The organism is Anaerococcus lactolyticus S7-1-13 (assembly GCF_000758765.1).
GTDB classification, from domain to species: domain Bacteria; phylum Bacillota; class Clostridia; order Tissierellales; family Peptoniphilaceae; genus Anaerococcus; species Anaerococcus lactolyticus.
Genome location: NZ_JRMW01000031.1, coordinates 64627 through 77830, shown reverse-complemented (window position 1 = coordinate 77830; position 13204 = coordinate 64627). Strand labels below are relative to the sequence as shown.

Sequence of the window (13204 nt, the reverse complement as noted above, 5' to 3'; positions counted from 1 at the left end):
CCTGCCCTCTTTCCTATTTAATCTCTTTCAATAACTCTGCCAAGGCCTTTAGGAATTGTTGGTCCTTTTTAAAGTTATTATTATTCAAATCTAATTCTTGATTTTTATTTTCAACTTCTATATCTGGTTTAACACCAATTTTATTAATTTTATTGCCATTTGGAGTTTTATATTCACTAATTGTAATCTTAGCTCCTGCGCCATTTTCAAGTGGGAACAATTTTTGTACTATACCCTTGCCGAAAGATTTGGTTCCGACAATCTTAGCCCTGCCCCTATCCTTAAAGGCTCCAGCTAAAATTTCAGAAGCAGATGCAGAATTTTCATTAATAAGGACTGTCATTGGTATATCATCCTTATTGGAATCAGATTTTTCTGTAATTACATTTCCGTTTTTATCTTCAGTAGTAACTATGACTCCTTCATCAAGGAAGGTATCGGCAATGTCAAGGCACACATCAAGGGCTCCTCCTGGATTGTTACGCAAATCAAGAACCATCCCTTCTATATCTGAATTTTTAAGTTTAGAATATTTCTCCTTAAAGTCATCCCAAGTTATGTCATCAAAAGCAGAAAGCCTTAGGTAACCAATCTTTTTACCGGAAATATTGAGAGTCTTTGTATAAACTGTATCAACAGTCACATCACGTCTTTCGACAAGCATAGGAATTAACTCACCCTCAGGCTTATCATCGCTAACCCTTAAAACCTCGATTTTTACTTTAGTACCTGGCTCCCCTCTAATCAAGGCTACAGCCTTATCAAGTTGGGTGGCATCAAAAACATTTCCCTCTACACTCTTAATAAAGTCGCCTGACTTCATACCAGCTTCCTTGGCTGGAGAATTTTCAAAAACTTGAACAACCTTAATAAGTCCTTCTTTAGAAGGAGAAACAGTCACACCTATTCCCTTATACCTGCCATCCAAATTCTCCATAAGTTTGCTAAACTCTTCCTTTGGATAATAGGAAGTATAAGGATCGCCAAGGTTGGCAAACATCCCCTTAAGAGCTCCATTATAAAGGTCTTCATCCTTATAATCAAAAAGGAAATTCTTATCCAAAAGTCCCTTTAGTGAATCCATCTCGCTAATTAATTCTTTATCTCTAGTAGTCCCACCCTGGCCTAAATCTACATTCGAGCCAAGCATGAAACCAGCAAAACCAATTGCCCCAATAAGAACAACTGACAAAATTACTTTTCCAAATTTTTTCATTAACTAAATCCTTTCCAAATAGGTCCTAAGCCCACTTAAATTAATACATATATTATATCACAAGATAGGTTAAATTGTAATAAAAAATATAAGCCCATCTAAATTAGCTTTTTAAATAGTATTTTAAAAAATTTTGGGTAAGTATCAAATAAGAAACCTTTTACAGATTGGAGAAAAAATGCAAATCACAGAAGTTTACAAAAATATATACCAAGCAATCTTTCCCCTAACAGGAAATCCACTCAAATCAATCAACATCTATGTCATAAAGGCAAATGATTTTGCTATGATAATCGACACCGGCTTTAATAATCCAGAAAATAGGGTCAACATGGAAGAATTGATCCAAAGACTAGACCTAAATTTAACAAAAACCAAGCTCTTCCTTACCCACCTCCACTCAGATCACGTAGGTCTTGCCAAATGGCTAGAAGATAAGGGGATTGGAGACATTTACATTTCGGAAAAAGACGGAAAAATGGTCGAAAATGGCATAAATAAAGAAGACTTCCAATGGCAAAACATCATAAAAAATGCCCACTTCCAAGGACTCGGCCCAGAAAATCTAAAAATCGAAGACCACCCTGGCTACAAAAATAGACCAAAGGAAGCTTTTCCCAACACAAAAATCAAACCAGGCTGGGAAATCGCCATAGGAGACTATAACTTTGTCGCCATCGACGAAGAAGGTCACACACCCGGCATGCTAGGCCTGTATGAAAAAGACCACAAAATTTTATTCTGTGGTGACCATATCTTAGGAAAAATCACCCCAAACATAACCTATTGGGGTGATGAATTTGGAGATAGCCTCGGCATTTATTTAAAAAATTTAGAAAAAATCAAAGACCTAGACATAAAACACCTCTACTCCGCCCATAGGTTTTTGGTAGAAGACACCAACGCCAGAATAGACGAACTTATCGCCCACCACAAAGAAAGGCTCGCCGACTGCCTACAAATAATAAAAAAATTAAAAAGAGCCAACACAACACAAATCACCCAACAAATGCAATGGGACATCAAAGCCAAAGACTGGACCGACTTCCCTGCCAGTCAAAAATGGTTCGCCGTAGCCGAAGCCGCCGCCCACCTAAAACACCTTGTAAAGCAAGGTAGAATAAAAGAAGAAGTAATAGAAGGAGTAGGGTATTACAGTATAGATTAAAAAAATAATAAAAAATCTACCCCTGCTCAATTTTTAAAACTAAACCAATTAAATTCCCATAAAAGAAAAACTCGTTTACAAGTCTTATTTGCAAACGAGTTTTATTTTTATTTCCAAAAATCTAGTCTATTTTCGTCAAGTCCGATGTGGTTGGCTTTAAAGACTGGGTCTTTGTTTTCTTTTCTTTGTTTTTCATAATCTTCTAATGCTTTTATAGCGTATTTTCCTAGGGCGAAGATTGAGAATATATTGATGATTGCCATGATTCCCATGAAGAGGTCTGCAAGGTCCCAGGCGAATTTCATTTCCATTCCTGCTCCTAAAAATATTAAGAGGGTGGCTATTATCCTGAAGACTAGCATGAAGTTTTTAGATGGTTCTTTCTTTCTTAGGTAGGCTAGGCATGAATCACAATAATAAAGATTGCCCAAAAGAGTTGTAAAGGCGAATAGGGCCAGGCAAATTGTGATAAAGACATAACCAAAATGTCCGACAACAGTTGCTAGGGCCTCTTGGACAAAACCTGCACCAGCGAGATCTTCTGTTGGTGCAACACCAGAAACAAGGGCCATGAAGGCTGTTGCTGTACAAATTATTAGGGTATCTATGAATACTGACACCATTTGTACCAGACCTTGTTTGACAGGATGGCTTACCATTGCACTTGCTGCTGCGTTTGGTGCAGAACCCATACCTGCTTCGTTAGAATAAAGTCCTCTTTTGATTCCTTCTACCATGGCAGAACCAGCCACGCCACCAAAAATCGCTCTGAAGTTAAAAGCATCTTCTACAATCATCTTTATCATTTTTCCTATATTTGAAAAATTAATACCAATCATAAATATAGACATAAGAACATAAATTATTCCCATTATTGGAACGATTATAGATGTGTATTTTATAATCCTCTTACCTCCACCTATGATGCAATAACCTGCAATTATAGCAAGGATACCACCTATAATCCAAGAAGTTTTGCCTTTTTGATAAAAATCATAAACCCTAAAGGAATCTTGGAGGTTAAAAGAGGCAAGCATATTAAAACCAACAGCATAGGTCAAAATTAAAGCTAGAGCAAAAACCACGCCGAGTTTTCTAGATCCTAGACCCTGTTCTATATAATAAGAAGGTCCACCATAGCTTGACCCATCCTTGGCTTTTTTTTTGAAAATTTGTGCTAAAGTCGATTCTATAAAGGCAGATGCCCCACCGATTACAGCTATAATCCACATCCAAAAAACAGCTCCAGGTCCTCCTAGGCAAATAGCGTTTGACACGCCTACGATGTTTCCAGTTCCTACCCTAGATGCAGTAGATACCATTAGGGCCTGAAAACTTGATACATCATCTTTGCCAGCAGGTTTCTCGCCGATAACCTTTATGGCATCTGGTAAAAGACTTAGTTGGATAAAGCCTGTCCTGATTGTAAAATAAAAGCTACAAGCTAAGAGGATAATTATTAAAATTGGATAGTAGAGATATCCGTTGACCGTCGATAAAATATTTTTAAAAATTTCCATACATTCTCCTTTTTATATACAAGCTAACTTAGCTAACTAAGTGCGCTTTTTTATCATCAATGCATATGTGTATCTATACATCATCTTATCACACTAAAGTATCACTTTAATTAATTTACTTTAAATTTATTTTCTTGTCAATTTATTATTATAGAGAGTTATTAATAATCTTTCTTTGCTAGGACCTTCTTTTAGGTGAAATTTTTAAGTTTCTAAAGCTGGATTAAACTTGCTAGAGTTTTATCCAGCCTATTTTATATTAAAGATAAAAAAACAAACGCAAGATTACGTTTGTTTTTCCTTTATCCTTAAATTTTCAAATTTTAAGGGCCTATCCTCTTTAATTATCTTCTAATTCCAGCACACCTTCTGGAGCTGATTCTTTGCCTACATATTCTATCCTGGTTGTTAATTTTTCCCTAGCCTTGCTTTGCTTAAAAGACTCGTCAGTTTCTTTGATTAGATAAGCCCCTTCTTCGAGATGTCTAATTCTTATTTCTTCTTTTATTTTCCCCTTGTTTTTCTCATACATGGCGCTTGTCATTTTGTCATAGGCCTTGCCATCGTAAATTATTTTTGATTTGTCAGAATATTTTGGCTCTTGACCCAACTTTTTGCTTATATCACCCAGACTCATTGAGTCGCAATCCTTAGCAAGTCGCATCACATCCCAAGGTCCCATCTTTCCTTCTTCTATTTTCCAATAAGCCACCTGTCTTTTGCTTGGCAAAATCAGTGACTTTTCTTCTCCTTTTGACATTTTTATATCCATCCTTATCTCGTAACCATAAGCTTTATTTGCATAGGCCTTGACTAGGAAAAAGGCAGCAAATACAAATACAAGACAACTAAGACCAATTATTTTTTTATTTAATATTTTTTTCATACGTCCTCCTTTTTCCCTAGTATAGCAAAGCTGATGTAAAATCGAGATAAAAAAAGAGCCTATAAGGTATATTTCTATCATCTTTTAGAAATAATCCCTATAAGCTTCTTATAGTTAGCAAAATCCTGCTTTTAATCTTTTTACAAACCTAAGGCCTGTATAAACTATTGCCAAGACTCCTACTACTGCTCCAATTAAGGTGGCAATTTTCATTACTTTTACTAAAATATTTCCCTTGCTGGCATCATTAGCACTTGCTACGAAGTCACCGGAAGGTAGTTTAAATTCTTCTGCTGGTCCTGAATCATCCCTGATTGCATTTACCAAAAGCCTGTTAGGTCTTGGTGGCAGAAATGGACTACATGTCAAGAGGGTAATCATATCTAAATCGCCCCTTGGAGCAAGCTTATCCCAATCATATGGTCCAATGATTTCCTTATCACTAACCACATAACGCATGGTTTGATTAGCTCTTTCTATATAGATATAGTCACCATTTTTAAGTTCATCAACATACAAAAACATGGTATCGCCCCACCAACCCCTGTGGCCGGCGATGGCTGACCTTGTGCCTTTTCCGCCAACAGGTATAGCTGTTCCAGCAACTTGGGCAACACCCTTTGAAATATGCTCATAGGTTGCATCTAGGTATAGGGGCAAGTACTTATCGAGTTTTGGTATGGATAAGTAAGCAAAAGGTGTGTTGGTTGTCCTAAACATCTCGTACTTATTCTCATAATCCTTGCTTGTGAATGGATCTTCAACACTTGGATCAGTCCCCTTAATCATCTCGTTATAAGTTTGTGCATTTTTATTTTCTTCAGCAATTTCTGCATCGGTCTTGGCAGCTTGTATTTTTTCAAAAGATTTTCTTTCGCTTTTTGCCATAAAGTCGTGGTAGCTCCTTAAGACCAAGGGGCTTGTCAAGAGCACTAAACCCACCAGAATTAAAATATATCCTAAAAAGGATTTTTTAGTTAATTTGATTTCTTTCTTCAATTTCTCTTAGCTCCTTGCTTAGACTATCAGTCCTTTTCTTTTCCCTAAAAAGTGTCAAAGTCAGGATAATTATAATTGGTATAAGCACCAAAACCATCCTAAAAAAGTCCACTCTCGCTCTAGGCATATTAGCCACACCATCATCAATAGCTTCCTGGTAGGGAATCCTTACTCCACGCACCAAAAGCCTGTGAGAATTGATCATATAAGGTGTACAGGTTAGTAGGGTTGCATAGTCCTTATTTTCTACTACAAGGACCGGCTCAAAGTCTGAAGGCTCTACAACCTGAATCTTATCTACCTTATAGGCAATAGTCTCCTTGATATTAGTAATATAAAATACATCGCCATAGGCAAGTTGGTCGAGGTTTCTAAAAAGTTTGGCATTAGGTAGACCCCTGTGGGCTGTGATAACTGTGTGGGTTGAATTTCCTCCGATTGGTAGAGATGTACCCTCCAAGTGGCCAGCACCTTTTTGCAAAACATCTTCACTCGTACCTGCACGAATTGGAATATCGACCTTTATTTTTGGAATTTTTATATGGCCAACCATCTCCTCAACTTCAAGCATCCTCGCATACTCTGCACGACCTGCCTTTTCCATATCTGTATAAGGGTCGGCAAGCCTTGATGGGTCAAGGGTACGGTTATAGGCTGCTGCCAAGGCCATTCTCCTATCCAAATCCTCAGGAGCAAGCTCTTTGGCTGCCTTGACGAAAGTAATAACATCATCTTCCGCCTTGATTTCGTAATACTTTTGACTTATAAGTGGGTAGGAAAAAATCAAAAGTCCCAGGATAAAGATTCCCATAAAGACTATCCTATCCCTGGTCCTCTTAGACATAATCATCATCCTCACCAGCTAAGTTTTCGAACAAGTCACCCTGTCCAGTTGGATTTCTTAGCTTAGACTTTATGAATCCACCCTTGGTAAACTCACTAATCTTCTTGAAATACTTTTTATTATCTCTCCTTAATTTCAAAATTAGGATTAGTAAAATCAAAATTAAAATAAGTGATGCAAAGAATAACATTCTGAAAATCCAGTTATTCCTATTTTCCCTTATAGATTCTTCATCAACGGCTGGTACATAAGGCACCCTATGGCCCCTAACAATGAGCCTGTGAGTATTAATCATGATTGGTGTACAAGTCAAAAGTGTCGCATAGTCATGGCCCGGACTGATCAAGAGGTCATCGAAGTTTGATGGCTCAATTACCTTAATCTGATCCACCTGGTAGGCAATGATACCCTCAATATTTTCTATATAAAACTTATCGCCAATTTCCAGTTGGTTTAGGTGGGTGAATAGTGTTGCTTCAGGCAAACCTGAGTGAGCAGTCAAAACTGTATGGGTGGAATTGCCACCAATAGGAAGGGAGGTTCCCTCCAAGTGACCGACACCTTTTTGCAAAATATCCTCACTCGTACCTGCATATATAGGCAGTTTTTGGTTAATCTTTGGGATGTCAACTGTACCAATCATCTCCTCAACTTCAAGCATACGAGCGTATTCCTTGCGGCCCTCCTCTTGCTTTTTTCTAGTGTAAGGATCTGATGCAATCTTTCCAGTCAAAGACTCGTTAAAGGCCTTGGCAAGATTTATCCTCCTGTCGATTTCCTTAGTATCAAGCTTTTTCGCTTCATTAGAGAAAGTTTCAACCTTCTCATTAGACTCGATTCGGTAATAGAATCTTGAAATCAACGGATAAACCATTACCAAAAATCCCAGCAAGAAAATCAGCCTAAAGAGCCAACGTGATTTTTTCTTATTAACTTTTTTTCTCTTAGCTTTTTTCTTAGCCATATTAATCCTTCATATAAAAAGGGCACCAATGCCCTTAGCTATCAGTTATATTTTACTATATGATTTAAAATCCTCATCAGCTAGCAAATGTAAAATAAGGACCCCTCAAATGAAGGATCCTTCATATTTATGCCATCTGTAATTTTTCACTGCTATTAACAAGTTTGATACCCATTGTCAAAAGAATCAACCCAGCAATCGCCATAATAATAATCTTGACATCACCAGTCTTAACGATATTCTTTATAACAGTAGTTGCATTAGTAGGTACATATTTAGTTACAGTAGTATTATCCCTACGAGTAATTACAGGTTTGTAAGGCTTGTTGACAATTTTTTTGGCAGGAAGCGAAATGCTCGCCGCATCAACATCAAAATATGTCAATGGATTGTCGATATAGTAATTAGTAGGCGCTGCCTCTTCTCTTATTGCATATCTGCCATATTCGAGACCATCAACCCTGAACTCACCATTATTGCCAGACTCAAGAGTAATTTGCTTGCCGTCCCTAACAACCCTCTCATATTTATTAGTCTTCTCATCGAGCTTCATAAGAACAAATCTAGCACCAGCAAGCCTCTTCTCATCCTTAGAATCATCAATCTTAACAAAATTAAACCCACCTGTTGGGGTCTTTGGGTTTGGCTTATCAGGAGTATTTTCAACAATTAATATTTTAATATCTCCCTTGTCATTAACTGCTCTTGCATCCTTAACCTTAAATTCTATCTTTGTTTTTGATAATTGGTAACCCTTTGGAGCCTTAGTCTCTTCAAAATAATAATCGCCATCCTTAAGATCAGAAATATAAATCAAGCCATTCTCATCAGTAACAATTTCTTCCTTGCCACTATTATCTAATTCATAATAAACGCCTGACTTCTTAAACTTAAGAACAGTTCCGTCTTTTTTGTATAATTTAAAAACAGCGTCCTTTAGATATTTATTTTTATCAGCAGCATCTATTTTTTTAAGAATTGGAGTGATTTTATTTTTGATAACAAATGGTTCCCCACCTGGTTTTAAATCTTCAGAAATCTTACCTACATTTGCTTTATCATATCCTGGAGCTGGTGCTACTTCTTTAAAATAGTAAACCCCTTCAAGCAAGTTCCTAACAATGATTTCACCATTATCCCATGTTTCTAAATTAATATCCGCTCCCTTTTCATCGTCGCGAGTATATTTGCCCTTTTCTCCAGTAACTTTTACAGGAATACTTTTAACTTCATTTCCATCCTTGATTTTTTGATAAAGTTTAAACTGAGCCTTATTAATTCTAATATTTTTATTATCAGCATCAACCTTTATGAGGCTTATATTATTGGTCTTAACCTTTTTAACTTCTTTGGCAATAACTGTTCTAATATTATTATTAGTTTCATCATCTGGAAGTCTAACTATAATCGGAACAAGTTGTTTATTTAATATTTTCTTGGACTCATCTGTTTCCTTTATTAAATAAAATCCCTTATCAAGATTATCAATCAGAATTTGTTCAGACAATTTATCAACATCAAAATTCTCAATCTTCCTAGTGTCTATTTCATCATAGGCGACATTATCATAGACAAGCTTGCTTGTCTTAGACTTACCCATGTCTTGGATAAGAATTTTATCATGATTAAGTTTTTTTTTCAACATCAGCAATATTTAACTCTTTATCAGCTGATCTATAAAAACTCTGAGCAAGTTCAATCAATCTACTATCTGTAATATGCTCATCAAGTTTTAATTTATAAACTTTTACTTGTCTTACAGAAGATTGAATTACTCCTCCACCTTTAATCTCTTCTTTTAATTTTTCTTTTTCATTTACATCAATTCGCAAATTAATAGTATATTTGCCACTATTATCAGCAAAAACTCTCCCTTGAGGAAGAAAAACTCCCACAACCATAAACAAGGCCAAGATAAAGGATATGTACCTACTTTTCAGTATATTTTTCATAATTCCTCCCAGAAATCTAAAACAATGGCAATCAATCCGCCATCGGGAAAATAATATAAAGCTAGTTTTAAAAGTTTATTTTCAATATATTTAAACTTATAATTATATATAATAAAATTCTTCTAGTTAGGAATATTATATCACAAAAACATTGAAATTGCTATTAAAAGTAATCTATTAAAAATAAAAATAAATACCAAACATCTTTCTAAAATCAAAAAAATTATTAATTTCAATAATAAAGTTTTCCAAATACTTGTCAACTAAAATTAACAACTCATCCTTCCCACCTACGGAGTGGTCTTGAAAATGGGGCTCTTGTAAAAGCCCTAACATATAAAATAGGGGCATTGGGAAGTTTCAAAAAAGAAAAAAGACCATAATGCAACTTTTATGAAAATTAAAGAAAACCACACTACAATATGTTACCCTTTTAATCATTGATATATTCACAAAAGTATGATAATATTAATTCATAAAATAAGAAGGAAATATGGCTCTTACTTATAAAAAATCTTGCATTTTATGATTGATAAATAAATTTCCAATCATAACTTAATGAGAATCACCAATATTTTCGCCAACATTACTACTAAACTTCACCTAGGGCAATACTAAGTTAAAAAAGTGAAAGTCATATGTAAGACTTACACTTAAAGCCCTATGATATTATAGGATTTAAATCGGAGGAAGAATCTAAATGATTAATATAAGAAAACTTGAAACTGAATTATGGGAATCTGCGGATTTGTTGCGTGCTGGTTCAAAGCTTACATCAAATCAATATTGTATGCCTGTGCTTGGACTTATATTCCTACGATACGCCTATAGCAGATACAAGATGGTTGAAAGAGAAATCTTAAAAGAACGTCCATCTCGTGGGGGGCGAGTTTTGCCTGTTGAGGCAAGTGACTTCTCAGCTAAGAGTGCCTTATATCTTCCCAAAGAGGCCCAGTATGATTTCTTGTTAAATCTTCCTGAAGATATCTCTGCATCAGGACTTGTTAATAAAGACGGCCACAAGATGAACAGTTTAGGAGAAGTGGTCAACAATGCTATGAAGCTCATTGAAGATCAAAGCGACCAATTAGTCGGAGTCCTTCCCCAAAGCTATACTGATTTCTCAGATGAGATTTTAGCAGAACTTCTTCGTATCTTTAATAACTCCGCTCTTGAAGAAGTCGACGGAGATATTATCGGAAGAATCTACGAGTACTTTCTAAATAAATTTGCCAAGAATATCGCATCAGATGATGGTGTTTTCTTTACACCTAAATCTCTTGTAAAGATGATTGTTAATATAATTGAACCTAAAAGTGGGGTCTTACTAGATCCAGCCTGTGGTTCAGGTGGTATGTTCATTCAATCAGGTGATTTTGTAAATTCTACAGGAATGAATGCCAACAGCACTATGACTTTCTATGGCCAGGAAAAGGTTGAATATAATGCTCAGCTTTGCCTTATGAATATGGCAGTTCACGGACTGACAGGCCTTATCAAATCTGGTGACCAGGCTAATACTTTCTATTACGATGCACACAACCTTGATGGCTCTTGCGATTATATAATGGCAAATCCACCTTTCAATGTGGACAAGGTAAAGGCAGAATCATGTGAAAGTGCAAAGCGTTTGCCTTTTGGTCTGCCAAGCATTAATAAAAATAAAGAAATTGGAAATGCTAATTATCTTTGGATTTCTTACTTCTATAGTTACCTCAACGAAAAGGGTCGTGCAGGTTTCGTCATGGCTTCATCTGCTACAGATAGTCAAGGCAAGGATAAAACCATCAGAGAAAGTCTTGTAAAGACTGGTCATGTCGATGCAATGGTAAGTGTTGGGAATAACTTTTTCTATACCAAATCATTGCCTTGTTCTCTTTGGTTCTTTGATAAGGCAAAAGCTGAGCCTATCAAGAACAAGGTACTTTTCATCGATGCGAGAAATTATTATACAGTTGTCGACCGTACCCTTAACGAGTGGACTGATTGGCAACTTAAAAATCTGAATGCTATTGTATGGCTATATCGTGGAGAGCTTGATAAATACTCTGCCCTACTTGATGAATATCGCTCTGCTCTAGGCAGTGACAAGGCTTTTGCAGACCAAATACATGATTTATCAGAAAAAACAAAAGCTCTTAGATCAGAAGCAAAAAAAGCAGTCAAATCGGCTGAAAAGCGAGAAAAGAAAAAGACTCAAGAATCCTATGATACAAAGCTAAAAGACCTTACAAAAATTCACACAATAGCTAAGGAAGCAAACTGGCTCTATGAAAAATTTGGCGAAGGCGTCTATGCCGATATACCTGGTCTTTGTAAGCTAGCATCCATTGCTGAAATCGAAGAAAAGGACTGGTCGCTTACTCCAGGGGCTTATGTAGGAGTAGCACCTATAGAAGACGATGGGGTGGACTTTGAAGAACGTATGACCGAAATCCACAAGGAACTTCTTACTCTACAGAAAGAATCAAACGACCTCATGGATGCCATCTCACAGAATTTTAAGGAGATGGGGTTATGAGTTGGGACTATGTAACACTAGATAAACTTGGGTCTATTTCAAGAGGAAAATCAAAACATAGACCCAGAAATGATAAAACATTATTTGGTGGTAAATATCCATTTATACAAACTGCAGATGTTAAAGCTGCAGGTTTATATCTGACTGATTATAACGAAACATACAATGACAAAGGGTTAGCTCAAAGTAAACTATGGCCTGCTGGAACTCTGTGCATTACTATCGCTGCAAATATTGCTGATACAGCTATTTTAGGAATCGATGCTTGTTTCCCTGATAGTGTAATGGGGTTCACTCCATATGAAGATATATCAAACGTAAAATTTGTAAAATATGCATTCGATATTCTTCAAAGAGACTGCAAAAAGATATCACAGGGAACAGCTCAAGATAACCTTTCATGGAAAAAACTATCAACCATTAAATTTCCTGCACCGGATATTGAAATACAAGATAATATAGTCTCCAAATTGTCTGTGTATGATGACCTAATAGAAAATAACCAAAAACAAATAAAACTTCTCGAAGAAGCAGCGCAGAGGCTTTATAAGGAATGGTTTGTCGATTTGCATTTTCCAGGATATGAAGATGTGGAGATTGTCGATGGTGTGCCTGAGGGCTGGAAAAAACTACCCTTACCGAAGATTGCGCCGATAGTTACTGGAAAAAAAGATGCGAATTTCGCCACTGAAAATGGGCAATATTTGTTTTTCACATGTGCTCAAGAACCAATTAAAGCTCAATCTTATTCTTTTGATTGTGATGCAGTAATTTTAGCTGGCAATGGAGATTTTAATGTTAAACTCTACAGAGGAAAATTTGAAGCTTACCAAAGAACTTATGTGTTCTCACCTTATGAATCAAACAATCTGTATTTGTTGTATTATTCTGTTAAAAATAATATGCGTCAATTGTTTCAGGGAGCAAGTGGGTCAACTATAAAGTTTTTAACAAAGCATATACTCGAAGAAATAATGATATATATTCCTGATGATAATACCTTGGAAACTTTTACAAAATATTGCGAATCATTTCAAAAGAAGATAGAAATACTAAAAAAACAAATTGCATCTGCAAAAGAAGCCCGTGACCGCTTTTTACCAAAACTAATGAGTGGAGAAATCGAGGTGTAGG

11 protein-coding genes are annotated in these 13204 nt (G+C 36.1%); 3 read left to right on the top strand and 8 right to left on the bottom strand.

The genetic code is table 11. From position 1 onward, the window contains the following. Positions 1 to 13 precede the first annotated feature (13 nt). Entirely contained in the window at positions 14 to 1216 is a 1203-nt protein-coding gene (locus HMPREF1630_RS04175) for a S41 family peptidase (protein WP_037327369.1), read from the bottom strand. A 178-nt stretch (positions 1217 to 1394) separates the two neighbouring features. On the opposite strand from HMPREF1630_RS04175, the gene HMPREF1630_RS04170 reads away from it, so the two are divergent. Next, positions 1395 to 2384, top strand: coding sequence for an MBL fold metallo-hydrolase (locus HMPREF1630_RS04170; protein ID WP_052039362.1), 990 nt, complete (start codon positions 1395 to 1397; stop codon positions 2382 to 2384). A 107-nt stretch (positions 2385 to 2491) separates the two neighbouring features. Here the strand turns inward: HMPREF1630_RS04170 and HMPREF1630_RS04165 are convergent, their stop codons facing one another. The 7 genes from HMPREF1630_RS04165 to HMPREF1630_RS04135 form a co-directional block, all read right to left on the bottom strand. Further along, a complete protein-coding gene (locus tag HMPREF1630_RS04165; RefSeq protein ID WP_037327367.1) occupies positions 2492 to 3904 on the bottom strand; it encodes an alanine/glycine:cation symporter family protein in 1413 nt (470 codons plus the stop codon). 340 nt (positions 3905 to 4244) lie between these two features. Continuing rightward, positions 4245 to 4790 (bottom strand): hypothetical protein, encoded by a 546-nt coding sequence (locus HMPREF1630_RS04160; protein WP_037327366.1) that lies wholly within the window; start codon positions 4788 to 4790, stop codon positions 4245 to 4247. 114 nt (positions 4791 to 4904) lie between these two features. After that, a complete protein-coding gene (locus HMPREF1630_RS04155) occupies positions 4905 to 5789 on the bottom strand; it encodes a class C sortase (RefSeq protein WP_052039361.1) in 885 nt (294 codons plus the stop codon). Beyond that, positions 5764 to 6633, bottom strand: a complete 870-nt coding sequence (locus HMPREF1630_RS04150; protein ID WP_037327365.1) for a class C sortase — start codon at positions 6631 to 6633, stop codon at positions 5764 to 5766. The genes HMPREF1630_RS04155 and HMPREF1630_RS04150 overlap by 26 nt, the downstream gene beginning before the upstream one ends. After that, complete coding sequence (locus tag HMPREF1630_RS04145) at positions 6626 to 7597, bottom strand: class C sortase (protein ID WP_037327363.1); 972 nt, start codon at positions 7595 to 7597, stop codon at positions 6626 to 6628. The genes HMPREF1630_RS04150 and HMPREF1630_RS04145 overlap by 8 nt, the downstream gene beginning before the upstream one ends. A 127-nt stretch (positions 7598 to 7724) precedes the next feature. Beyond that, positions 7725 to 9242, bottom strand: coding sequence for an MSCRAMM family protein (locus tag HMPREF1630_RS04140; RefSeq protein WP_037327361.1), 1518 nt, complete (start codon positions 9240 to 9242; stop codon positions 7725 to 7727). Further along, positions 9223 to 9549 (bottom strand): hypothetical protein, encoded by a 327-nt coding sequence (locus HMPREF1630_RS04135; protein ID WP_037327360.1) that lies wholly within the window; start codon positions 9547 to 9549, stop codon positions 9223 to 9225. The genes HMPREF1630_RS04140 and HMPREF1630_RS04135 overlap by 20 nt, the downstream gene beginning before the upstream one ends. Before the next feature lie 700 nt (positions 9550 to 10249). Here HMPREF1630_RS04135 and HMPREF1630_RS04130 point away from each other — a divergent pair. Both HMPREF1630_RS04130 and HMPREF1630_RS04125 read left to right on the top strand, forming a co-directional pair. Then, positions 10250 to 12070, top strand: coding sequence for a class I SAM-dependent DNA methyltransferase (locus tag HMPREF1630_RS04130; RefSeq protein ID WP_037327359.1), 1821 nt, complete (start codon positions 10250 to 10252; stop codon positions 12068 to 12070). Then, the gene (locus HMPREF1630_RS04125; protein WP_037327358.1) at positions 12067 to 13203 is read left to right on the top strand and encodes a restriction endonuclease subunit S; all 1137 of its coding nucleotides are present in this window, start codon (positions 12067 to 12069) and stop codon (positions 13201 to 13203) included. The genes HMPREF1630_RS04130 and HMPREF1630_RS04125 overlap by 4 nt, the downstream gene beginning before the upstream one ends. Position 13204 lies beyond the last annotated feature (1 nt).